This is a genomic window from Vibrio plantisponsor, assembly GCF_013041605.1.
Lineage (GTDB): Bacteria > Pseudomonadota > Gammaproteobacteria > Enterobacterales > Vibrionaceae > Vibrio > Vibrio plantisponsor.
This window is the reverse complement of the sequence record NZ_JABEQC010000003.1, coordinates 284,642-309,020: the sequence shown is the minus strand read 5'-3', so window position 1 is coordinate 309,020 and position 24,379 is coordinate 284,642. Positions and strand designations below refer to the sequence as shown.

The following is a 24,379-nucleotide window of genomic DNA, read 5'->3' as shown; positions in this document are numbered from 1 at the left end:
TTCTGATATTATCGCGCTATTCATTTTTGGCTGAAGTCTAAACTTCAAATCCGGAGAGCAGTAAAACTATGATGGATCGATTACGCGAGGGTGTTAACAGCATCGCGGTAAAAATTATCCTAGGACTAATCATCCTTTCTTTTATCTTCGCAGGGGTAGGTAGCTACCTAGTCAGTGGCGGTAATAACGCGGCGGCTAAAGTTGGCAGCATTGAGATTGACCGCGGTCAGTTTGAGCAAGCTTATCAAAACGAAAGAAACCGTATGCAATCTCAAATGGGTGACTATTTTGCTAACTTACTAGCAGATCCAGCGTACGTTGCTTCTTTCCGTAAATCTGTTTTAGATCGCATGATCAATGATGTCCTCATCGAGCAGCATGCGAATTCACTAGGTCTAAGAATCAGCGACGAACAAGTTCGTAAACTGATTTTGGACATGCCTCAGTTCCAATCTGAAGGTAAGTTCGACCAAGAAATCTACCAAGCAGCACTGCGTCGTGCAGGCTTTAACGCTGAGTCTTTTGCTGAGTATCTGCGTCGTGATCTACTGCGTAGTCAGCTAACGTCAGCGCTACAAGGTAGTGAGTTTACTCTACAGGGTGAGATTGACGCTCAAAGCGCGTTAATTGCACAAACCCGAGATATTCGTACCGTTACATTGTCTTTGAAAGATTTTGCCAACAATGTGGTGGTAAGCGACGAAGACGTACAGAAGTTCTATTCTGAGAATCCAGAGCGTTACACTCGTCCAGAACAAGTAAAAGTCTCTTATATTGAGCTATCAGCCGAGAAGTTGGCTGAGCAAGTGACTATCAGCGATGAGCAAGTGAAAGAGTACTATCAAGAGCATCTAGACAAGTATTCTACCGCTGAGCAACGCGAAGTTAGCCATATCTTAGTACAAGGCGATGACGAAGCTAAAGCTCAAGCGATTCTTGATGAGCTGAACGCAGGTGCAGATTTTGCAAAACTTGCGGAAGAAAAATCTGAAGATATTGGTAGCTCAGAAAATGGCGGTTCTTTAGGTTGGATTGAACACGATACAATGGATCCTGCATTTGAAGCGGCAGCGTTTGGCTTGGCTTCAGTCGGCGATGTATCTGGTCTTGTTAAGTCTGATTTCGGTTACCACATTATCAAATTAGATGGCATCAAAGCTTCAATTGCTAAACCGCTGGAAGAAGTGGCGGCAGAAATTAAGACTGAGTTGTCTTCTCAAAAAGCGGTAGACACTTTCTATGAGCTACAAACTGAGCTTGAGAAAGTCGCGTTTGAATATCCTGATTCGCTTGATGAAGCAGCTAAAGCGATTTCGGCTCAAGTAGCTAAGACAGACTTTATTTCACAATCAGATATGCCATCAGCTCTGCAAAATGCATCAGTTCAACAAGCGATTCAGTCTCCTGAAGTGAAAGAAGACGGCTTGAACTCTTCTGTCATTGAAGTGGCACCAGAACATGTCGTTGTTGTCCGTGTTGATGAGACACGCCCTGAAATGGTACTGCCTCTAGAAGAAGTCAAAGATCAGGTTGTTGCACAACTGTCTAAAGTAAAAGGTGAGCAACAAGCACTAGAGCTTGCGGATAAGTTGATTGCTGGTCTTGAGCAAGGTGATAAGACTCTGCTTGAAGAGAACAAACTGGCATTCGGTGAGTTAGAAACAGTAGACCGTGGCTCTCAACTTGCTCAAACGGTTTACTCTATGCCTAAACCGCAAGCAGACCAGGTCGTGTACGCTCAAGCGAAAGATCTGGATGGTAATATCGTTCTGATTGAACTAAGCAAGGTTGAAGCGAAGATTGAACCTCAATATCAAAATCAAATTGGTGCGCAGCTTTCTCGTATTGCAGTGCAACAAGATATTGCGGGTGTTCTGTCTGTGCTAAGAGCGAATACGGATATCGAATACTTCGCTGTGAGCCAATAAGCTCAAAAAATGTAATTGATATGTTTAACGAAAGGGGCTGCTATTGCAGCTCCTTTTATTTTGTTCAAACCTAAATCTGTCTCTCGTTGCAGCTTGTTTAAGATGGCTTCGTTTAATTAACAGAGAGAGCAGAAATATGGTGAAAAAAAGCAGCTTAATAAATCAATGGCTACTGGCATGTCTATTAGCATTAGCGCTACCTATGACGAGTGTGTCCGCAGCTGATAGCAGTACCAATCAGACAGTGAAAACAGATGGTATTGTGATAACGGTGAATGTGAATACCGCTTCAGCCGAAGAAATATCCACTTTACTAAAAGGTGTTGGACTTAAAAAAGCGCAAGCGATTGTTGAATATCGTGGCCAGCATGGGCCATTCGCATCTAAAGATGATCTTACTAAGGTAAAAGGTATTGGTGCCTCAACAGTAAAGAAAAACGAAGACCGAATTCTTCTGTAATGTTGTAGGGCCCAATATTTAACTATTTTGGTTGAAACACAGGCTCGGGCCATTACTCGAGTCTGTAAATTGGTTGCATAACCACCTATCGACTACGCGTTTGCTCATTAAAACGCGATATATGGAAATCCTTCCTAGCACCTTTGCTCTATTCCCACTATAATTTTTCGCCGATGAAACGTGGATACCGTTTATCTACGGAAATAAAAGTTATCTTCGAATAACAATTAGTGGAGTAAAACATGCCCTCACACACTCCGGTGATCACTGTCGACGGCCCAAGTGGCGCAGGCAAAGGCACCCTTTGTATGCTATTGGCAAACAAACTCGGTTTTCATCTTTTAGACTCAGGTGCGATTTATCGAGTATTAGCACTTGCAGCTATCCATCATGGTGTGGATCTTGAGTCCGAAGACGCGTTAGTGCCTCTGGCTATGCATTTAGATGTTCAGTTCATCGCTGAAGGTGACTTAGTTAAAGTTATCCTTGAGGGCGAAGATGTTTCCAAAGAGCTGCGCAAAGAAGAGACTGGCATGGCGGCTTCTAAAGTCGCGGCTCAACCTCGCGTTCGTGAGGCTTTGCTGCGCAGACAACGCGCATTTGCTGAAGGAAATGGCTTAGTAGCTGACGGTCGTGATATGGGAACGGTGGTATTCCCTAACGCTGAAGCTAAAATTTTCTTAGATGCCAGCGCTGAAGAAAGAGCTCGTAGACGATTCAAGCAGTTGCAACTGAAGGGGCTTGATGTTAAATTTGACGCCCTTTTAAGCGAAATCCAAGAGCGTGACGATCGAGATCGTAACCGCCCAGTGGCTCCATTACGCCCTGCAGAGGATGCGCTTGTGCTTGATTCAACCGAAATGTCTATCGACGAAGTTGTCGAAAAAGCACTACAATATATCGAATCGAAGTTGGCGGAATAAACCACGTCAGCTAAGAGCGTTGGTCGCAAGGATGATGACTGGCGAATTTAATAACCCCCATGCGGTAGGATGCCCGTGGACGTTTAATTATTGAAGATTAAATAAATGACTGAATCTTTTGCTCAACTCTTTGAAGAGTTCCTAAATGAAACTGAGTTCCAACAAGGTAGTATCGTTAAAGGTACTGTAGTAGCTATCGAGAACGGTTACGTTCTTGTAGATGCTGGCCTTAAGTCTGAGTCTGCTATCCCTGCTGAACAGTTCAAGAACGCTGCTGGCGAACTTGAAGTTGAAGTTGGTTCTGAAGTAGATGTTGCTCTAGACGCTGTTGAAGACGGTTTCGGTGAAACTCAACTTTCTCGTGAGAAAGCTAAGCGTCACGAATCATGGATCGTTCTTGAGAAAGCATACGAAGAAGCTGAAACTGTTGTTGGTATCATCAACGGTAAAGTTAAAGGCGGTTTCACTGTTGAACTAAACGGTATCCGTGCATTCCTTCCAGGCTCTCTAGTAGACGTACGTCCAATCCGTGACACTGCTCACCTAGAAAACAAAGAGCTAGAGTTCAAAGTTATCAAGCTAGACCAGAAACGTAACAACGTAGTTGTTTCTCGTCGTGCTGTTATCGAATCAGAAAGCAGCGTTGAGCGTGACGAACTTCTTGAAACTCTACAAGAAGGTACTGAAGTTAAAGGTATCGTTAAGAACCTTACTGACTACGGTGCATTCGTTGACCTTGGTGGTGTTGACGGTCTTCTACATATCACTGATATGGCATGGAAACGCGTTAAGCACCCATCAGAAATCGTTAACGTTGGTGACGAAATCCTAGTTAAAGTTCTTAAGTTCGACCGTGACCGTACTCGCGTATCACTAGGTCTTAAGCAACTAGGCGAAGATCCATGGGTAGCAATCGCTAAGCGTTACCCAGAAGGTCACAAACTATCTGGTCGCGTAACTAACCTAACTGACTACGGCTGCTTCGTTGAAATCGAAGAAGGCGTTGAAGGTCTAGTTCACGTTTCAGAAATGGATTGGACTAACAAGAACATCCACCCATCTAAAGTTGTTAATGTTGGCGACGAAGTTGAGGTTATGGTTCTTGATATCGACGAAGAGCGTCGTCGTATCTCTCTAGGTCTGAAACAGTGTAAAGCTAACCCATGGCAGTCATTCGCTGAAGCGCAAGCTAAAGGCGACAAAGTTACTGGTAAGATCAAGTCAATCACTGACTTCGGTATCTTCATCGGTCTTGACGGCGGCATCGACGGTCTAGTTCACCTATCTGACATCTCTTGGAACGTTCCTGGAGAAGAAGCTGTACGTGAGTACAAGAAAGGCGACGAGATCTCTGCAGTTGTTCTAGCAGTAGACGCAGAGCGTGAGCGTATCTCTCTAGGCGTTAAGCAAATGGAAAACGACCCATTCAATGCTTATGTAGCTGACAACAAGAAAGGTGCTCTAGTTAACGGTACTGTTACTGCAGTTGACGCTAAAGGCGCAACTATCGAGCTAGAAGAAGGCGTAGAAGGTTACATCCGCGCTTCTGAAGTAGCTCGTGACCGCGTTGAAGATGCAACTCTTATCCTAAGCGTTGGTGACAGCGTTGAAGCGAAATTTACTGGTGTAGACCGTAAGAACCGCGTAATCAACCTATCTATCAAAGCTAAAGATGAAGCTGAAGAGCAAGAAGCAATGGCTTCTATCAACCAAGAAGATGGTGCTTCTTTCGGTAACGCAATGGCAGACGCTTTCAAAGCAGCTAAAGGCGAATAATAGCTATAGCTATCGCTAAATAAGAAGGAGCCGAAAGGCTCCTTTTTTTTGCCTTGTTGTTTTCTAAGTTTAAATTTATAGAATGTTTAACCCGCTGAACCTTATGCAGTTAGTGCTCCTTTTCATTAAAAGAGAGTGTTTGAGCGGCATCTCCAACCTAGATGGGCTAATGTTTTAGTAAATAAACAGAAATTCTTTAGAAAACTATTAGGTGTTTTGCTGGATCATTTTCTACAATACAAAGTAAGTGTTTGTTGGAATTGATATTACTCACTATAATGAGTAATAAAAAATCTGTGAGGGAAGTTATGACTAAGTCTGAATTGATCGAAAGGCTCTGTGCTGAGCAAACACATCTGTCGGCAAAAGAAATCGAAGATGCGGTAAAAGATATTCTTGAGCATATGGCCAACACTCTAGAGAGTGGAGATCGCATCGAAATTCGTGGTTTCGGTAGTTTCTCTCTTCACTATCGCGAGCCACGCGTTGGCCGTAACCCTAAGACAGGTGAAAAAGTGGAACTTGAAGGCAAATATGTGCCTCATTTCAAACCTGGTAAGGAATTACGCGAGAGAGTGAACGGTTAAATTCTCTAGCTTGACGAAATTGGCGGCATACTGATGAGGTGTGCCGCTTTTTTATGATATATAGACATGGTTTGTCAGGGCATTTTCCTGCATAATCAGTAAAGCCGATTTATTGATAGGTGATGGACTATGAAAATTATAAAAATCGTTGTGGTACTCGCTCTCTTCTTGATTGCACTGGCTTTGGGTTCCCAAAACCAAGAAGTCGTGACTTTCAATTATTTACTCGCACAAGGTGAGTTTCACCTATCCACTCTCCTCGGTTCTGTATTTGTCACTGGCTTTGTCCTTGCTTGGATTATTTTTGGCAGCTTACATCTTAAATCTCAATTGAAAGTACGTAAGTTAAACAAACAACTTAAAAAAGCGACGCCAGCAGTTAAAGACTCATCTGAAAACAGAGTTAATATTGGATAAGGCTGTTTTTAGATGTTAGAAATTCTCTTCTTGTTACTACCAATCGCTGCCGCTTATGGTTGGTATATGGGTAATCGTAGTGCCCATCATGACAAGCAGAAGCATTCTCACCAAATCTCACGTCAATATGTTACGGGTTTAAACTTGCTATTGTCTGATCAGTCAGACAAGGCTGTTGATCACTTTATTGAGCTTCTTCAAGTAGATAACGAAACCATAGACACTCACCTTGCTTTGGGTAATTTGTTTCGTTCTCGTGGTGAAGTTGATCGCGCCATTCGCATTCACCAGAACTTAATCTCCCGCTCTGGATTAACCATAGAGCAAAAGAATCTGGCTCTTCAGCAGCTCGCAAAAGATTACATGGTGTCCGGTTTCCTAGACCGTGCAGAGAAAATTTTCGAACAACTTATCGATGAACCTGAACATCGCGAATCTGCATTGCAGCAATTGACATCCATTTATCAACAAACACGCGAATGGCACAAAGCCATCGAATGTGCGTCAGCGTTGGTCAAAATGGGACGTAAACGCATGAAAAGCAGCATTGCTCATTTCTTGTGTGAATTGGCGATGCAGGAAAAAGCAAATGGCAGTGACAGCAAAAGTATTCAACTTTTTAAACGTGCACTGGCAGAAGACCCCAAATGTGTTAGAGCAAGTATTGCTCTGGGTAAGTCTTATTTGGAAGGTGAAGATTATAAGCAGACCATTCACTACATGACGATGGTGTTGGACCAAGATATCGACTTCATCGGTGAAGTATTACCTACACTGGCTGAGTGTTATTACCATCTTGGTCAAGAGCATGAACTGGTTGAATTCCTTCGTAAGTGTATTGAAAACAAAGCGGGTGTATCTGCCGAGTTGATGCTGGCTCAGTTGGTTGCTCAGCATGAGGGCGTAGCAACAGCACAAGAACTATTAACACGACAGTTAGTCAAGAATCCAACAATGAAGGGCTTCTATCGTCTGATCGATTATCATATTGCTGAGGCAGAAGAAGGGCGAGCAAAAGCCAGTTTGTCTACGCTTAAGAAGCTTGTTGGTGAACAATTAAAAGTTAAGCCACATTATCGATGCCGGAAGTGCGGTTTTTCAACCCACTCTTTATATTGGCACTGTCCTTCTTGTAAAGGGTGGGGGTCAGTCAAACCCATTCGCGGTTTGGACGGAGAATAGTAATAGGTCAAAAGGCCACAATTATTGGTTTGTTTTAAGCCAATAAGACTTGCAGCTCTAATGGCTGCATTTTTTTAAGCTCAATCAATACTTAGGAGTAGAAATGAACGACCAGAAAGTGATCGTTGCACTGGATTATGATAATCAAGCGGATGCGCTTGCATTTGTTAGTAGAATCGACCCAACAAGCTGTCGCTTAAAAGTGGGCAAAGAGATGTTTACGCTTTTTGGCCCAGATTTCGTTCGTGAACTACATAAACGTGGCTTCTCTGTATTCTTAGATCTTAAGTTTCATGACATCCCAAATACCTGTTCTAAAGCTGTAAAAGCTGCTGCTGAACTTGGAGTGTGGATGGTCAACGTCCACGCCAGTGGTGGTGAGCGCATGATGGCCGCTTCTCGAGAAATCTTAGAACCGTATGGTAAAGATCGTCCATTGTTGATCGGTGTAACGGTATTAACGAGCATGGAGCAAAGTGACCTTGCTGGCATAGGCTTAGATGTTAAGCCTCAGGAGCAAGTAATGCGTTTAGCGAGCTTAACGAAAAATGCTGGCTTAGATGGCGTAGTGTGTTCTGCGCAAGAATCTCAAATGCTCAAACAAAGCTTAGGTAAGGAGTTTAAATTGGTGACTCCTGGTATTCGTCCAGCTGGTGCTGATGTTGGTGACCAACGCCGTATTATGACGCCATATGAAGCCGTTCAAGCAGGTTCTGACTACCTAGTCATTGGCAGACCAATTACTCAGGCTACAGACCCAGCCGCAGTACTTGCAGAAATTAACGCATCATTAGCGTAAGTAATTGCACTACAAAAAAAGCCAGCGACACTCGCTGGCTTTCTCTATACTGGGGAACCGGAATGGAATCGAAACTCGGTGTCACTGGAAGAGATAAGCTTGGCTTCTACGTCGCCAAAATACCTGACTCTGTTTGTAATATCCTGTGTAGATATTTTCTCTGCAAGTGCTAAGTAATCCTGATAGTGACGGGCTTCGGAGCGCAAGAGTGAAATATAGAACTTCTGAATCGATTCTTCTAAATAAGGCGCAAGCTTAGCAAAGCGTTCACATGAACGGGCTTCGATATATGCACCTATAATTAGTTTATCGATAAGAGCTTCTGGTTCATAAGTTCGAACGTGTTTAATCATCCCTTTTGCGTAACGACTCGCTGTAATCGGACGATATTCTAAGCCCTGCTGTTCAATGATTTCTAAAACCTGATAAAAGTGGTGCAGCTCTTCTTTGATAAGCAGCACCATTTTGTCGATCATATCTTGTCCATAGGCGCAGCCTTGTTTGGCTTCAATGGATTTAGACAGCTGACTTTTTCCGCGCAACGTATCAAGGTTACCTACGCCTTTGTAGGCAAATAGCTCATATGGCTCCACAAGCTGGGTTATCTGCTTTTTACCTTCTTCTGTAAGCACATATCGTTTTAATAGAAACACAGCACTCTGAGCCGCTTTCAGCTCACATAAGAGATGGTCGCGTAGGATTCTAGATAAGTTCGCAGGTCTTTTGGCTTCTTCAATCCAAGCATCAGGAGTCGGACATTGTAGAAACTGATGGATTGGGGCGAGCAGAGTATTAAAGGTTTGGTCTTGGTTCATCATTCTTATAATAAAAAAGGTTGCCGAGGCAACCTTTCATCAAACTGAGTGTTACATTGGTAACGAGTATATTACCACTTTTTCTTTTCACCAAAGAGCGCTTCCATATCACTGTTACGTTCTTTTTCTTCGATCTCTTGAAGTTCAGTTGCACTCTTGGATTGACGTCTATGCTCGAGATCATCGTACATCTGTTGCAGTTTATCTCGTGCTTGGTTTGAGTAGTTGTCGTTCTTTGTGCTAAGAACATCCAAGCCTTTACGTAGCAACTGGATCGCAGTGCCCGGCTGGCCTCGAATAATTGAATCATTTGCCCGTTTAATAACGTTTTCAATGTTGATGCGAACTTGAATGTTTTCAAGACGAGCGTTTTCAGTGACATAAGCTTGGGTTTCAAAGCGACCTTTATTATGTTCGCTCTTAATGGTATCGCGTAAGCGCTTTACCAGTTTAAGCATCACAATCGCTTGCTTATCACTACTAGGAACTTTAAAGGTTGTGCTATCGCCACCCGGATGATGCTCTTTCAAATGTTTAATTTGCGCATTCATATGTTCAATACGTTGTGCCAATTGTTTATTTTTTGGCTCAAGTTCAAGCATATTCTGCAAGCAATCCAAAATTCGAATATTTAGGCAAAGCAGTAATTCTTTACTAAAAGGCAGGTGATGAGCATTACCGATCAAATCTTCGGTAGCATCAATAATGGCCAAGTATTTTGAGGATTCTTGCTTTCTTGCCGCTTCAACTTTGACTTTATACTGCAACATAATGTTGTAGCCCAAAACCAAAACTAGCAATATTGCAACCAGCGCAATGATTAAACCTATATTCATAAATTCCGTGTCTTCATTTTTCAATGACTAGTGAATAGGATACAACAACATAACTTATCACTACACCTAGAAATTTACTAATTTCATTGTGTTTTTTTTGAAGCAAAAAAACGCTCCTATCGATTTTGTTTGAAGGTTCGCACAAAGTTTTGCTGCTAATAGTTAAGAATAGAGTCAATTTCTGATTCTAGGCATTGTTTTATCAAATTTATCCGTTTGCTGAGCTGTGAGACCTTGCAAATTCTACTACTATGGGTATATAACTAATAATTATAAAGCATACTCATTTAGGCAAGGAATTAGGGCAGTTATGAAGTTGCAACAATTAAAGTACATCGTTGAGGTGGTCAACCATAATTTGAATGTTTCTGCCACTGCCGAGAGTTTGTATACATCTCAGCCTGGGATCAGTAAACAAGTTCGTTTATTGGAAGACGAGCTGGGTATTCAAATATTTGAGCGAAGTGGTAAGCATCTTACTCAGGTGACACAAGCTGGTGAAGATATTGTACGTATCGCCACAGAGATACTATCTCGTGTCGAAAGTATTAAAGCCGTAGCAGGTGAACATACTCATCCAGAAATGGGTACGCTAAATATCTCAACGACTCACACTCAAGCACGCTATGCTCTGCCGGAAGTGATTAAAGGATTTACCGCCCGCTATCCTAAGGTATCTCTTCATATGCACCAAGGGACGCCAAGTCAAATGTCTGAAGCAATTGCCAAGGGTGTAGCGAATTTTGCTATTGCAACTGAGGCATTGCATCTATACCAAGACGCAGTGATGCTGCCTTGTTATCACTGGAACCGTTCGATTGTTGTTCCTAAAGATCATCCACTAACGAAGAAAGATCGCATCTCAATTGAAGATTTGGCGGCTTTTCCGTTAGTGACTTATGTGTTTGGTTTTACTGGGCGTTCGGAACTGGATACAGCGTTTAATAGGGTAGGGTTGACACCTAAGGTTGTCTTTACTGCTACCGATGCGGATGTGATAAAAACCTATGTTCGTATGGGGATCGGTGTCGGCGTGATTGCCAGCATGGCAATTGATAAAGAGCAAGACAAAGACCTTGTCGCAATTGATGCGAGCCATATCTTCGGCGCGAGTACAACCAGTATCGGTTTCCGCAGAGGCACCTTCTTGCGCTCTTATATGTTTGATTTTATGGAGCGTTTTGCGCCTCATTTGACCCGTCCGGTTGTTGAACAAGCTATCTCTCTGAAATCCAATATGGAGATTGAAGAGATGTTTAAAGATATTGAGCTTCCGGTACGTTAAGGCTTTTACTTCATTTATCTCTCCCTCTAAACTACAGCCTGTTTAGGGGGAGTCATGCAGTCCAAATTTCAAACAATCGATACTTTTTTAGTCACACACCAGTCTCTTTGGCGTTTTGAAGCATTTCTGCAATGCTTTGACGGTGTTTCTTTGTGGCAACAGCAATACCCTCGGTTGCATCAATGGCTCGAGAATCTGAGCATTGAAGAGATCGAACAATTGAAGAATGACACTGATGAGTTGATTAATCAGTTGTCTCACCTGATTCCTGAACTCGGTCTTATTCCTCAACTGATCAGTTTGCCCTCTACTCAGTATTCATTGTTGGAACGAAACCTAGCTCTTGAAGCGGGAATTCCCGGCAGAAAGCTTTCTCAGATTAAAGCGCTAGGACAAAGCGTCCTGAAACAACATCATGGTCACGAATGGTTAGAATGGTGCTCTGGAAAGGGGTATCTCGGTCGAATTTTGGCTTTTAACTCAAAGCAACCCGTTGTGAGCTTTGAATATCAGCAAGCGCTTTGTGAATCTGGACAAAGTGAAGCGGCACATCTCGATTTGCCAATGACTTTCGTTCAAGGCGACGCATTTGAATCCGAAAGTGCGCAAGTTTTTCACTCTGATCAACATGCGGTTGCGCTGCATGCTTGTGGCGATTTGCATGTTCGATTGATGCATAACGCAGCGGCTGCCAAGACAAAAGCGCTTAGCTTTTCGCCATGCTGTTACCATTTAACACACCATGATACTTATCAAGCTCAATCTTCTTTGGGACAAAACTCCGAACTCCGATTAACCAAGCAGGAACTGCGAATCCCACTTCAGGAAACCGTAACTGGTGGAGAGCGGGTTAAACGTCATAGGCAGCAAGAAATGAGTTTCAGGCTGGGGTTAAATGCTCTACTGAGAGAAGAGTTAGGGTTTAGCGAATATATGCCCGTGCCTAGCATCAAGAAGTCCATGTTGAGTGAAGGCTTTGAAGCGTTCTGTTTATGGGCAGCCGAGCAAAAAGGCATCCTTCTTCCAAAAGTGAATTTCGCGCACTATGAAAAAGTGGGAACACAGTATTTTTGGCAAATGGAACGGCTTAGTTTAGTTCAGCAAAGTTTTCGCCGCTTATTGGAAATTTGGCTAGTTTTAGATAAAGCGATGTTTTTGCAAGAGAAAGGCTATCACGTCGAGTTGAGCGAGTTTTGCAACAGAAAGGACACGCCGAGAAATATCCTTATTCATGCAGTAAGAAATGAGAATTCATAGTGTCTAGGACACCGAGCCTAAACTCGGCATCCTTTCGTTGGATTTAATTGAACATCTCTATTGCTTGTCTAGGATCGACGTAGTCAAGCTGGAAGGCATCGGCGACTGCTTTACAAGTTACTTTACCGTGGATAACGTTTAATCCATTGAGCAATCCAGAATCTTCAAGTAGTGCTCTTTGATACCCTTTGTTTGCGAGTTTAAGGATATAAGGTAGCGTTGCATTATTGAGTGCATAGGTAGAGGTTCTCGCGACCGCTCCCGGCATGTTTGCTACGCAATAGTGGACCACATCATCGATAATGTATGTTGGTTCTGCGTGCGTAGTGGCATGAGACGTTTCGAAGCAACCACCTTGGTCAATGGCAACATCGACGATGGCTGAACCCGCCTTCATCTGGCTAATGTGCTGCTTAGTCACCAGTTTTGGCGCTGCTGCGCCGGGAATTAAAACTGCGCCTATCACTAAGTCAGCATTTAGAACATTTTGTTCTACTGTATCTTTGGTTGAGAATAAGACTTTCGCGCTGCCCTGAAATTCTTCATCAAGCTTGCGTAATGTATCGATATTTTTGTCGATGATGGTTACGTCAGCTCTTAAGCCAACCGCCATTCTGGCAGCGTTTGCACCGACTACACCACCGCCTAAAATGACGACTTTCGCTGGTGCAACACCCGGTACACCACTGAGTAATAAACCACATCCACCACGTGATTTTTCCAAAGCCTGTGCACCCGCTTGAATAGACATTCTGCCTGCGACCTCAGACATTGGTGCTAATAGTGGTAAGCGACCCATATTATCTGTTACAGTCTCATATGCTATACAGACAGCTTTGCTCTTGATTAGCTCTTCAGTTTGTGGAAAATCTGGAGCTAGGTGTAAATAAGTAAATAATATTTGCCCTTCTTTGAGCAATGCTCGTTCTACAGCTTGAGGTTCTTTAACCTTTACAATCATCTCTGCTTTCGCAAATATGTCGGCAGCGGTAGGAAGAATGGATGCGCCCGACGCGATGTAATCGTTGTCGGAAATACCAATGCCATGTCCGGCATTTGTTTCTATCAATACTTGGTGGCCGTGAGAGACTAGCTCTCTCACACTTGATGGGATCATACCAACACGGTATTCGTGGTTTTTGATTTCTTTAGGTACACCAATGATCATCCTGACTCCTTAGTCTTACTTGGTTGTATTGACTGTGTCTTGAGTTTTATGGCGAGTTTATTGCTAGTATATGCGCTATTGTTTAAGATTTGAAACTGCATATTAAAAAGTTGTAGTATATTTTTTGCAAGGAAGTAATTAAGGTGGAATATAAAAATGGCAGACAACTATAAAAGGCCGTCCAAGGATCTTGATCGTATCGACCGCAACATCTTGAATGAGTTGCAGAAAGACGGTCGTATTTCGAACGTTGAATTGTCTAAGCGAGTAGGTCTATCTCCAACGCCGTGCTTGGAGCGTGTACGTCGCTTAGAACGTCAGGGATACATTACTGGCTATACAGCGTTATTAAACCCTCAGTATCTTGATGCATCACTATTGGTTTTTGTAGAAATTACACTAAACCGTGGTGCGCCAGATGTGTTTGAACAGTTTAATACTGCCGTACAAAAACTTGATGATATTCAAGAATGTCATTTAGTTTCAGGTGATTTCGACTATTTGTTGAAAACTCGTGTATCAGACATGGGTGCTTACCGTAAGTTACTGGGGGATACCTTGTTGCGTTTACCTGGTGTAAACGACACTCGTACCTACGTAGTAATGGAAGAAGTTAAACAAACCAATCAGTTAGTTATCAAAACTCGTTAATCGTGCTAAAGCTCAGAATAGTGGTATTTCTTTCCGCATTCTGACTTTAGTTAATTGGGTTTTTGACCTTGATATGGTTAAATCTTCGAACAAACCGAGCGGCTTTTGCCGCTCGGACTGTTTTCACCTATCCAATATGAGTATAGTGTTACTCACGTTGGCCATAATAATCATATTCAAGTTGGTTTATGTTCAAAGAGAACAAAAATAAAGTCGAAACAATAATCAAAACGAGTGAAGAGTTTGACTCTGGACGTTTGGATGGTATTCAAAGACTTAAAGAGTGCGGGCTGATACTGGCTGTTCTGGCTTCTATTTTATTAGCAGTAGCACTGTTCACATTTAGTCCTGCCGATCCCTCATGGTCTCAAACTGCATGGGGTTCTGATATTCAAAACGGTGGCGGAATTGTCGGCGCTTGGGTCGCTGACACGTTATTTTTTGTCTTCGGTTCACTTGCTTATCCTTTACCCATTATTTTAACTGCTGGTGCGTGGGTGGTGTTTCGTAAACGCCGTGAAGATGAAAGCATTGATTTAATGCTTTGGGGAACGCGCGTACTCGGGCTAGTGGTCCTTTTATTAACCAGCTGTGGCTTGGCAGACATCAATTTTGACGACATCTGGTACTTTTCGTCTGGTGGCGTTGTCGGTGACGTCCTTACTAGCTTAGCTTTGCCTACGTTAAACGTTTTAGGCACAACGTTGGCCCTACTATTCTTTTGGGGGGCAGGTTTTACGCTATTAACAGGCATTTCATGGCTAAGTATCGTGGAAAGACTAGGTGATTCTAGTATCGCGGGTCTTCATTGGGTACTAAACCGCATGCGTGGTGAAAAAGACGAGATCGTTGAACCACAACTAACACCGCCATCGCTCATAGATCCTATTCAAACTAAAGCGTTAGAGTCAGCAGACGAAACACTTGATTCTGTTGAAAGCATTTCAGCTATTCCGCTGGAAACAGAAAACGAGCCTCAACCAGCAGCGCGTCGCTTCAATATCCATATGCCGAAAGAAGAGCCTGTTATCAGCTCTAAAGTTGAAGCGAAGGTTGAAACGGATGAATCGTTTTCCGCGCCACTTTCACCAGCACCTAACTATGATTATGACGAGGATGAGGAGCTTCCTCCTCGCAGCAAGCAGCTCTCAGCAACAATCGAAGAACTCGATATGGTTGCCCGTGAATCGGATGACTTTGCTCAAGATGACGTGACTTCCAGCGCCGAGCCAGCACACGATGGTTTCATGGATCAGATTGATGTTGTTGACGAACCACCAGTAGATGCACGCCAACTAGAGAATGTGGTGAACAACGTAGAGTTAGAAGATGACTCTCACATAGAACCTACAATTTCTAATTTCGATGTTCTCGATGATGATGACGAGGACGACTGGCAACCTCAGTCTGCTCAGTCTGAATATGACATTGATGATTATGATTATGAAGATGAAGACAGCGATGAGGCAGACAGCGATGAGGCAGAACAAGATAAAGATCTGACGGCTTTCCAGAGTTTAGTGTCAGAAGCTCAGGCAAATATGGCAGGGCAACAAAACCCATTCCTGATGCAAAAAGACGTGAATTTGCCAAAACCTGCAGAGCCAATGCCGACACTGGAACTGCTGTATCATCCAGAGAAACGTGAAAACTTCATTGATAGAGCAGCTTTGGAAGAGATCGCTCGCTTGGTCGAAGCTAAATTAGCGGACTATAAGATACAAGCGGAAGTGGTCGATATCTTCCCTGGGCCAGTTATCACGCGTTTTGAACTAGATTTGGCTCCGGGTGTTAAGGTTAGCCGAATTTCGAGCTTGTCGATGGATTTAGCGCGCTCTCTGTCTGCGATGGCAGTGCGTGTGGTTGAAGTTATACCGGGCAAACCATATGTCGGCCTAGAACTGCCGAATATGAGCCGCCAAACCGTGTATTTGTCTGATGTTATAAGCAGCCCTCAGTTTAAAGAGTCGAAATCTCCGACCACCATCGTACTTGGGCAGGACATCGCAGGCGAAGCTGTGGTAGCTGACCTTGCTAAAATGCCTCATGTGCTTGTTGCGGGTACAACAGGTTCAGGTAAATCGGTGGGCGTGAACGTCATGATTCTGAGTATGTTGTATAAATCGACTCCGGAAGATGTTCGTTTCATCATGATTGACCCGAAAATGTTGGAGCTTTCAATTTACGAAGGTATCCCACACTTGCTGGCTGAAGTTGTGACAGACATGAAAGACGCATCAAACGCCTTGCGCTGGTGTGTTGGCGAAATGGAACGTCGATACAAGCTTATGTCTGTATTAGGTGTTCGAAACATTAAAGGTTTCAATGACAAACTGAAAATGGCCGCTGAAGCTGGTCACCCGATTCACGATCCATTGTGGAAAGAAGGTGACAGCATGGATGCGGAAGCGCCACTGCTTGAGAAGTTACCTTATATTGTTGTTGTGGTGGATGAGTTCGCTGACTTGATGATGGTGGTGGGTAAGAAAGTTGAAGAGCTGATTGCTCGTCTTGCTCAGAAAGCACGTGCAGCAGGTATTCACCTGATATTGGCGACTCAGCGTCCTTCTGTTGATGTTATTACAGGCTTAATCAAAGCGAACATTCCTACTCGTGTGGCGTTTACAGTTTCGACCAAGACTGACTCTCGAACCATCCTAGATCAAGGTGGTGCAGAATCGTTACTTGGTATGGGTGATATGCTTTATCTTCCACCGGGCTCTAGCCATACAATACGTGTGCATGGTGCATTCGCATCCGATGATGATGTGCATGCTGTGGTGAACAACTGGAAAGCACGCGGTAAACCAAACTACATCAGTGACATTATCAGTGGCGATCAAAGCCCAGAGATGATGCTACCAGGTGAAAGAATGGAAAGTGATGAGGAGGTTGACCCTCTGTTTGATCAGGTAGTAGAACACGTTGTAGAAACGCGTCGAGGTTCTGTATCTGGCGTTCAGCGTCGCTTTAAAATTGGTTATAACCGAGCAGCGCGTATTGTTGAACAGCTGGAAGCTCAGGGTATCGTAAGTGCTCCGGGTCATAATGGTAACCGTGAGGTTCTCTCTCCAGCACCAATCAGAGATTAACAATCAGCAAGTTACGAGTATAAAAAAGGCGCCAATCGGCGCCTTTTTAGTGACTTCAGTTTATGATTCTTCAGCTAAAGAATCGTCTTTTCTCTTTAAAAAACTGAGAAACAACGATAACTGCAAGAACAAAGAGGTTAGCGGCAAAAATCACGACTAGCCATTGAGGCATTGATAAGTCGAAGAACTGCCAAACGATTTTGCTACAGTCGCCATACGCTTCGAACATCCATGGGAACCATTGGTTTAGTGGTGCCCAACTTGGGAATTGAACGAACACATCGCAGGTGGCAAATGGAGACGGGTGAAACTGATATTGAACGTGCTGAAGAGATAGCATTAAACCTTGGTAGGCGCTGTAACCCCAACCTGCAAATCCTAACCAACGAAATAGTGGGTTCTTAGGCGCAATTAATCCCACAATTGCAGCACCACCGATTCCCAACATCGCTACGCGCTCATAAATACACATCACGCAAGGTGCTAGTACTAGCACATGTTGGAAGAAAAGCGCACACGCTTCAAAAAACAACACGAATCCCAATAGCAACATCCATGAGATTCGGCTTTTAGAAAAAGTGTGCAATTTAGAAAAGAAATTCACAGTTGATCCTTACTGTTTTAATAAAAAAAGCTCTGAGTTATCAGAGCTTTTTATCTTGAAATAGTTTCCTATTCAATACAAATTTTAATGACCTTCAGGAACCAGGCTACCAACAGCATTCACAGGATGATGAGAAAGCCAGCCTAGATCGTAGAACATATGCGTCATTGGTTCGGTCAGGAAGATGATACCAGCTAGGCCAACCAACGTCAGTACTAAGGTATATGGCAGTGCCATAACCACCATTCTGCCGTAAGAAAGACGAATTAACGGAGCCAGTGCCGAAGTCAGCAAGAACAGAAATGCAGCCTGACCGTTTGGTGTAGCCACTGACGGCAAGTTAGTACCAGTGTTGATAGCCACAGCAAGCAAATCAAATTGATCACGGGTAATAATTCCCTGAACCATGGCTTCTTTAACTTCATTGATGTACACAGTACCAACAAACACATTGTCAGAAACCATGGATAGCAAACCATTTGCTACGTAGAACAGAGCTAACTGTGTACCGCTGTCTTCGATGTGAAGTACAGCATCGATGATCGGTTTGAACAGGTGTTGGTCAATGATTACTGCAACAATCGAGAAGAAAACAGCGAGCAGGGCAGTGAAGGGTAGTGCTTCTTCAAACGCTTTACCCATCGAATGTTCTTCAATAACACCAGTAAATGCGGTAGCAAGAATAATGACAGAAAGTCCAATAAGACCTACGGCTGCAAGGTGTAGAGCCAAGCCTACAATCAACCAAACGGCGATAACGCCTTGTACCCAAAGTTTAGCAACATCTTGATTGGTACGTGTCTTGCGCTCTTCTGTGTCGAAATCGATAAGGATTTGGCGAACGTTAGCGGGCAAATCGCTGCCGTAGCCGAACACTTTAAATTTCTCAACTAATACACAGGTCAGAATACCGCAGAAAAATACTGGTACGGTGACAGGAGACATGCGAATTAAGAATTCACCAAAGAACCAGCCAGCCTGATCAGCAATGATAAGGTTTTGAGGTTCGCCAACCATGGTCATTACGCCACCTAAAGCAGTACCTACACCTGCGTGCATTAGTAGTGAACGCAAAAAGCCACGGTAGTTCTCTAAGTCGTCTCGTGTCAGTTCAGAAATATGTTCATCATGGGTATGGTCGTGTGATGAATTGAACGACTGTCCAGAAGCCACTTTATGGTAAATGGAGTAGAAACCAACAGCGACACTGATAATCACGGCGATAACCGTCAGAGCATCCAAGAAAGCAGACAAAAATGCCGCAGTTACACAAAACGCAACGGAAAGGGCAACTTTAGAACGGATGCCAAGCAGTATTTTTGTGAATATGAATAGCAGCAGATTCTTCATGAAGTAAATACCTGCAACCATAAATACCAGTAGAAGCAGTACTTCAATATTGGCGACTAATTCATGTTTTACTTGGGCTGGGCTAGTCATCCCAATCGCAATTGCTTCTATTGCCAATAAACCGCCAGGTTGCAGCGGGTAGCATTTAAGTGCCATTGCCAAAGTGAAAATGAATTCAATGACAAGTAGCCAGCCGGCAATAAACGGATTAATAAAAAAGAAAACGATTGGATTAATAATAAGAAAGGCAATTATGGCAACTTTGTACCAATCAGGTGCTTTTCCTAGGAAATTCTTGATAAAAGCGTTTCCAAGGGACATCGGCATGGTAATTACTCTCACTGTTATAAAAAAATTAACAAGGATATGTGCCAGCTTTGATTTGAACCTCAATAGGTTTGGAATCAAAGTCTTTCAACAGTGACTTAGAGAGGCAATAAAGAAAAATCGCCTATTTAGAACCTTGCCAAGTCACTCCCTGATCAAAACAAGCACTCTAGACTTCGACCGCAACTCTACCTGCATAAGTTATTTAGTCAACAATCTGCTTGAAGGTGTTGAAGCTAGGATTATTTATTTTTTAGCGTGATATTGTGGCTTCATTTATAACCTGAAGCTAATTAAAAAATTATTTTCAAGCCTATAGGATTAATAAATGTGCGTAAATACTACAAAGCTCACGTAAATCACTCTATTTATGTAAGTTTATTTTGCTATTTGTTCAATTGTTAATGTGATTAAACTCTCTTTTTTTATGTGGTTTTTGTGTATTAAAAGTTACCGCTTGAAATATTTTGAAACATATTTTAAGCGCTCAAATAAGGTGATGGATTGATTCGCCAGCGAAATCCTTTTTTCATTCGTTAGCTTTGTGACAAGTTTAGGGTTGCTTTGTTTCCGCTTGGTGATAACTAGTGGTATGATGAGTCACATTTGAATCTAATAAATAGAAAACTGGATAAGTACTTAATGGTTATTAAGGCAAAAAGCCCAGCAGGTTTCGCAGAAAAATACATCATCGAAAGCATTTGGAACGGTCGTTTCCCTCCTGGCTCCATTCTTCCTGCAGAACGTGAACTCTCAGAACTTATAGGTGTTACTCGAACAACGTTACGTGAAGTTCTTCAGCGTTTGGCGCGTGATGGTTGGCTGACTATTCAGCATGGTAAACCAACAAAAGTGAATCAGTTCATGGAAACATCTGGTTTACATATTTTAGATACCTTAATGACGCTAGATGCAGACAATGCAACCAGCATTGTTGAAGATCTACTAGCGGCTCGTACCAACATCAGTCCTATCTTTATGCGTTATGCATTTAAGGTAAATAAAGAAAGTTCAGAACGTACAATTACCAATGTGATTGAGTCGTGTGAATCGCTTCTGGCAGCAGAGTCATGGGATGCATTTATGGCATCTTCGCCATTTGCAGAGAAGTTACAGCAGCATGTTAAAGATGACGGTGAGAAAGACGAAGAAAAGCGTCAGTCAGTGTTGATTGCTAAGACTTTTAACTATTACGACTATATGTTGTTTCAGCGTTTAGCATTCCATTCTGGCAACCAAATCTACGGTTTGATTTTTAACGGTGTCAGAAAGCTTTACGACCGTGTGGGAAGTTATTATTTCTCGAACCCAGAAGCACGCGAACGTTCTCTGGTGTTTTATCGTGAACTATTGACGATTTGCCGTTCTGGCGATCGAGAGCAGCTACCGGGTGTGATTCGTCACTATGGGATTGATAGTGCTCAGATCTGGAACAAGATGAAAGACACATTGCCATCGAACTTCACTGAAGACGATTCCTAATAGAGAAGCCCGCTGAAAAGCGGGCTTTTTTAATCGTTAGATTTCTATATGTTTTCTCGGCCACCGGCTTGTTTAAACCAAGCAGTAAGATGGGTTTTGAGATCTTTCAACTCGTCAGGGCCGATTAAGGCGAGTCCAAGATCTTCTGCTCGAGTTATATCGTTGTGACGCAGAGGTCTGAAGCTCACTAACATCGCTCTTGCTTGTAAACCACCAAGTAAGTCTCTTAGAGATTCGAGTTTGTACAAGGTGTCATCGCCATCATCGCGCATACCTTTGGTTTTGCACTCAATGATATACAGCTTGTTGTTAACCACCGTTGCGATGTCCAGTTCGTTACGCACTTCTTTTTCGCCCAACTGACGGTAAACCTGAACGTTTAAAGAACGGTCTTGAATGGTTGGTAAGTCATCTTGAATTTGCTTAACTGTGCTGTGCACAAGGGTCTCTAACCATTCGCCATTCGAAAATCGACGAGCGTCTTCGTTTGCAAACGTAAGTACACCATTTTCATAAGTGGCGATCTCTGTTTCAACCAAGTCGTTCAGCAACATGTTCAACTCACGATAGCCTTGCTGCTTTTCAGAAAGCTCTACATCTAATCGCTGCTCTTTGCGACATGTCGTTGCTAGATAGTTCAGTGTTGCTAAGCCAGGACCAAGTTCTAAAGCGTTACCTGCCCAACGTTCACCCAAGTTATACAGCTTTTCATCCAGCTGAGGTGGGATGTTATGTTCACTGAATTCACCACGAGCACCGAATATGGTCAGGTAATCAGAGATGGTGATGTGGTCTTGCACCTGAGTATCTGTATTACCATCCGGATAGAGCCAGCACAAACAGTCGCTGTTAGGTTCTACAACAAAAATAGGCCAGTGGTAGGTACGAAATACTTCGTAAACACATAGAAGTCTGTGTCTTAGGCCGCAACTTGCATTGAGTTTGATAGGCAGATTGCGTTGTTTTAAGTCATCAGCAAGAACATTGATCGCTTTCTTTATCTCGGCAACGTTCGATCCTGCCGGAATTTCGAAAAACTCAGAGGTGATATCGCGCTGGCTTAGTACTTTGTTTAAGCGAAGATACATTGCTTCTTGAGAGCTATCCCCAACAAAAACAATATGACGACTTGCAGTTCTGTTATCTAAAAGTGGAGTGACCAGACGAACGGGGTCCTGGTCAATAATGCCAACATGAACAGCCATAGTTTTTCCTCATGTTTGGCTTGCAAAAAGAGTTAAGTTTGAAAGGTTTGCTGCAAGCCATAGCTATCATATAACGGTGCTAGGCTGAAAAAACAAGGGTGACCTTATAGAAAAGGTCACCCTTACGGTAGTTTTTACTCAATGATTACAATCTAGAACTTAAAGTGAACAGTTAAATCACAGTTTAAATCTGTGTACCAATGCACTTTGTTGTGACGCAAGTTGCGTCAAGTTGGTACTGTTATCGGCAATTTCGGCCATCGCTCGGTAGCTCTCATCTGAGATAAGATTGATGTCCTCGATACTGCGAGCAATACTTGCAGTTGTTTCGTTTTGCTCAGCAGCCGCTTGAGAAATATGCGTACTCATCTGGCTGATTTCGATGATGAGTGCTTGTATTTCTTCCATTGCACTATTGGCATTTGACGCTTGCTCAACCGATTGCTCCATATCTTTCATACAGCTTTCAATCACTTTACTTGCAGAAGTAGAGCTCGATTGAAGGTTACTGATCATATTCTCGATTTCAGCAGTCGATTCAGTTGTACGTTGTGCCAGAACACGTACCTCGTCAGCAACCACCGCAAAGCCGCGGCCTTGTTCACCCGCACGCGCAGCTTCAATTGCAGCATTTAGTGCAAGTAGGTTGGTTTGTTCTGCTATGTTGCGAATTACATCCAGTATGCTGCCAATCTGGCTGCTCATTCGACGTAGATCGTTAGTCGCTTCCACTGACTCATTCAAACGAGTTTCAAGTTGGTTAATAGTTGAAATGTTTTGGCTCATGATCACGCGGCCAGACTCAGAAGCCGTTTCAACTTGTTGAACCATTTGCAGCGAGCTTTGAGCGCTGCTTGCCACTTCTCCTACTGAATGTGCCATCTCCGTCATTGCAGTAGCAACGCTAGCGGTTTGTTCACGTTGACTGTTTAGCTGAGATTGTGCGCCTTGAGAGGTTGCTTGGTTATTGTTGGCCGTCGACGTTAAGGCGTCTGAAGCTTGGTTGAGCTTTTTCAGAATGTCATGCAGGCTATCGGCTAGGGTGTTGATATGACCACTCACACGGCTGAATTCGTTGTTGTAACGAATATCAATACGCTGAGTCATGTCGCCATCAGTTAAGCTTTCCAATGTGGTGAGAATAAGTTTTAGAGGTTCACGAACGCTTTGAGCCAAGTGGTAACCGATAGCGATAGCGACAACAAGTACGGCAATACCAATACCAATCGCTTTGTAGATACCTTGTTGATACACATCACCAGCTTCAACCAATGAGCTGTTTAGGTCGTTGGTTGCCGTTTCGTTAAATGAATCCAAAATGGTCATTGCGTTATCAATTTCTGCCGCAAGGTTACCAATGTTTTCATAGAGGGCTGCACGCGCTTTTAGATATTCATTGTGTTGGTCAAGTACGCCGCCTTTTTGGCCGATGTCTTGAGTAAACTGTTCGACTTTCTTTTCAAAAGCACTTTTTAGAGCTGGAAGTTGAGTCACCAGACCACGATATGCGTAGTTAAGATGAGTCACCGCTTTTTTGTTCAGTGCTACCGCTTTTTCAACAAAAGCAACATCACTACTAGCCAGTGCATCTGAAGTAATCACTTCTGCATCGCGTAGTTTAATGAAGTAACTTTTTGCCATTACTTTGACAGAAATATTGTTTTCGCCATCAACCGCTTCTTTCATGCCTGAGCTAAGTTCTGCCTGCAAGCGTTGGAATTCACGAGTCGATTTTTGTACCTTAGCCTGCGCATCAAACATCGCCTGATAATTATTCATCGCTTTATCAGCTTCGGTGAAATAACGGTCTTCTAACTGTTTTAGAGCATCAACACGCTCAATCAGGTCAGGGTGAGAAGAACTTGCGTTCTGCAATTGATTCAACGTCTCGCTGAACTTGCCTTTAGCGGCAACAAAAGAACTGCGAATTTCGTCCATTCGATCAAGATTCTGAGTGGTCAGAAAGTCTTTAAATGATTTGTCAGCAGACAATAACTGAACGCTAGTTTGATTGGATAAAGAAACAAGCGGCAGAGCTGTTTTCGATACACTTTCAAAATTAGAATGAATTTGATTCATACCGCTCATCATGATGGCAACTGTTACAGCGAACATGACGATAATTAATGCAAAACCAGCATACATCCGTCTTATTACGGAACCTTGCATACTTCTACCCCCAATAAATACATTCTCAAAAATAAAAAATATTAAAAATTGCTCTATGGCAAATGG

General features: G+C 43.0%; 20 protein-coding genes. 13 read left to right on the top strand and 7 right to left on the bottom strand.

Going from position 1 to position 24,379, the window contains the following annotated elements:
- Window positions 1-68 precede the first annotated feature (68 nt).
- From ppiD to pyrF, 8 genes are all read left to right on the top strand, one after another.
- The gene (gene ppiD, locus HKI82_RS06825; protein WP_171137562.1) at window positions 69-1,928 is read left to right on the top strand and encodes a peptidylprolyl isomerase; all 1,860 of its coding nucleotides are present in this window, start codon (window positions 69-71) and stop codon (window positions 1,926-1,928) included.
- 202 nt (window positions 1,929-2,130) lie between these two features.
- On the top strand, window positions 2,131-2,388 hold the full coding sequence (locus HKI82_RS06820) for a ComEA family DNA-binding protein (protein ID WP_240956669.1): 258 nt from the start codon (window positions 2,131-2,133) through the stop codon (window positions 2,386-2,388).
- A gap of 242 nt (window positions 2,389-2,630) precedes the next feature.
- The gene (gene cmk / locus HKI82_RS06815) at window positions 2,631-3,311 is read left to right on the top strand and encodes a (d)CMP kinase (RefSeq protein WP_042486803.1); all 681 of its coding nucleotides are present in this window, start codon (window positions 2,631-2,633) and stop codon (window positions 3,309-3,311) included.
- A gap of 105 nt (window positions 3,312-3,416) precedes the next feature.
- Window positions 3,417-5,087 carry a 30S ribosomal protein S1 gene (rpsA, locus tag HKI82_RS06810; protein ID WP_102940685.1) on the top strand — a complete coding sequence of 557 codons (1,671 nt, stop codon included), beginning with the start codon at window positions 3,417-3,419 and terminating at the stop codon, window positions 5,085-5,087.
- 308 nt (window positions 5,088-5,395) lie between these two features.
- Complete coding sequence (gene ihfB / locus HKI82_RS06805; protein ID WP_042486798.1) at window positions 5,396-5,674, top strand: integration host factor subunit beta; 279 nt, start codon at window positions 5,396-5,398, stop codon at window positions 5,672-5,674.
- 129 nt (window positions 5,675-5,803) lie between these two features.
- Window positions 5,804-6,091: a LapA family protein gene (locus tag HKI82_RS06800; RefSeq protein ID WP_042486796.1), complete on the top strand. Its 288-nt coding sequence runs from the start codon at window positions 5,804-5,806 to the stop codon at window positions 6,089-6,091.
- A 12-nt stretch (window positions 6,092-6,103) separates the two neighbouring features.
- Complete coding sequence (lapB, locus tag HKI82_RS06795; RefSeq protein ID WP_171137560.1) at window positions 6,104-7,273, top strand: lipopolysaccharide assembly protein LapB; 1,170 nt, start codon at window positions 6,104-6,106, stop codon at window positions 7,271-7,273.
- A 103-nt stretch (window positions 7,274-7,376) separates the two neighbouring features.
- On the top strand, window positions 7,377-8,072 hold the full coding sequence (pyrF, locus tag HKI82_RS06790; RefSeq protein ID WP_171137559.1) for an orotidine-5'-phosphate decarboxylase: 696 nt from the start codon (window positions 7,377-7,379) through the stop codon (window positions 8,070-8,072).
- A gap of 44 nt (window positions 8,073-8,116) precedes the next feature.
- On the opposite strand, the gene miaE is transcribed toward pyrF, so the two are convergent.
- Both miaE and HKI82_RS06780 read right to left on the bottom strand, forming a co-directional pair.
- Window positions 8,117-8,887 carry a tRNA isopentenyl-2-thiomethyl-A-37 hydroxylase MiaE gene (gene miaE / locus HKI82_RS06785; RefSeq protein WP_171137580.1) on the bottom strand — a complete coding sequence of 257 codons (771 nt, stop codon included), beginning with the start codon at window positions 8,885-8,887 and terminating at the stop codon, window positions 8,117-8,119.
- Window positions 8,888-8,958: 71 nt separating this feature from the next.
- Window positions 8,959-9,723 carry a DNA repair protein gene (locus HKI82_RS06780; protein WP_102940681.1) on the bottom strand — a complete coding sequence of 255 codons (765 nt, stop codon included), beginning with the start codon at window positions 9,721-9,723 and terminating at the stop codon, window positions 8,959-8,961.
- A gap of 310 nt (window positions 9,724-10,033) precedes the next feature.
- Between HKI82_RS06780 and cysB the strand changes: the two genes are divergently transcribed.
- Together cysB and HKI82_RS06770 are read left to right on the top strand one after the other, a co-directional pair.
- Window positions 10,034-11,008 carry an HTH-type transcriptional regulator CysB gene (gene cysB / locus HKI82_RS06775; RefSeq protein ID WP_102940680.1) on the top strand — a complete coding sequence of 325 codons (975 nt, stop codon included), beginning with the start codon at window positions 10,034-10,036 and terminating at the stop codon, window positions 11,006-11,008.
- 54 nt (window positions 11,009-11,062) lie between these two features.
- Window positions 11,063-12,265 carry a methyltransferase gene (locus tag HKI82_RS06770; RefSeq protein ID WP_171137558.1) on the top strand — a complete coding sequence of 401 codons (1,203 nt, stop codon included), beginning with the start codon at window positions 11,063-11,065 and terminating at the stop codon, window positions 12,263-12,265.
- Between the two features lie 43 nt (window positions 12,266-12,308).
- Here HKI82_RS06770 and ald read toward each other — a convergent pair whose 3' ends face one another.
- The gene (ald, locus tag HKI82_RS06765) at window positions 12,309-13,433 is read right to left on the bottom strand and encodes an alanine dehydrogenase (RefSeq protein WP_171137557.1); all 1,125 of its coding nucleotides are present in this window, start codon (window positions 13,431-13,433) and stop codon (window positions 12,309-12,311) included.
- Window positions 13,434-13,589: 156 nt separating this feature from the next.
- Here ald and lrp point away from each other — a divergent pair, with 156 nt between their 5' ends.
- A complete protein-coding gene (lrp, locus tag HKI82_RS06760; RefSeq protein ID WP_004726475.1) occupies window positions 13,590-14,084 on the top strand; it encodes a leucine-responsive transcriptional regulator Lrp in 495 nt (164 codons plus the stop codon).
- Between the two features lie 188 nt (window positions 14,085-14,272).
- On the top strand, window positions 14,273-17,176 hold the full coding sequence (locus tag HKI82_RS06755; RefSeq protein WP_171137556.1) for a DNA translocase FtsK: 2,904 nt from the start codon (window positions 14,273-14,275) through the stop codon (window positions 17,174-17,176).
- Window positions 17,177-17,246: 70 nt separating this feature from the next.
- Here the strand turns inward: HKI82_RS06755 and dsbB are convergent, their stop codons facing one another.
- On the bottom strand, window positions 17,247-17,780 hold the full coding sequence (gene dsbB, locus HKI82_RS06750; protein WP_102940676.1) for a disulfide bond formation protein DsbB: 534 nt from the start codon (window positions 17,778-17,780) through the stop codon (window positions 17,247-17,249).
- Window positions 17,781-17,864: 84 nt separating this feature from the next.
- Window positions 17,865-19,457, bottom strand: a complete 1,593-nt coding sequence (nhaB, locus tag HKI82_RS06745) for a Na(+)/H(+) antiporter NhaB (RefSeq protein ID WP_102940675.1) — start codon at window positions 19,455-19,457, stop codon at window positions 17,865-17,867.
- 642 nt (window positions 19,458-20,099) lie between these two features.
- Here nhaB and fadR point away from each other — a divergent pair.
- Window positions 20,100-20,939, top strand: coding sequence for a fatty acid metabolism transcriptional regulator FadR (gene fadR / locus HKI82_RS06740; RefSeq protein WP_102940674.1), 840 nt, complete (start codon window positions 20,100-20,102; stop codon window positions 20,937-20,939).
- A gap of 44 nt (window positions 20,940-20,983) precedes the next feature.
- Here the strand turns inward: fadR and HKI82_RS06735 are convergent, their stop codons facing one another.
- Together HKI82_RS06735 and HKI82_RS06730 are read right to left on the bottom strand one after the other, a co-directional pair.
- Window positions 20,984-22,144 (bottom strand): DUF1887 family protein, encoded by a 1,161-nt coding sequence (locus HKI82_RS06735; protein WP_102940673.1) that lies wholly within the window; start codon window positions 22,142-22,144, stop codon window positions 20,984-20,986.
- 177 nt (window positions 22,145-22,321) lie between these two features.
- Window positions 22,322-24,313, bottom strand: a complete 1,992-nt coding sequence (locus HKI82_RS06730) for a methyl-accepting chemotaxis protein (RefSeq protein ID WP_102940672.1) — start codon at window positions 24,311-24,313, stop codon at window positions 22,322-22,324.
- Window positions 24,314-24,379 lie beyond the last annotated feature (66 nt).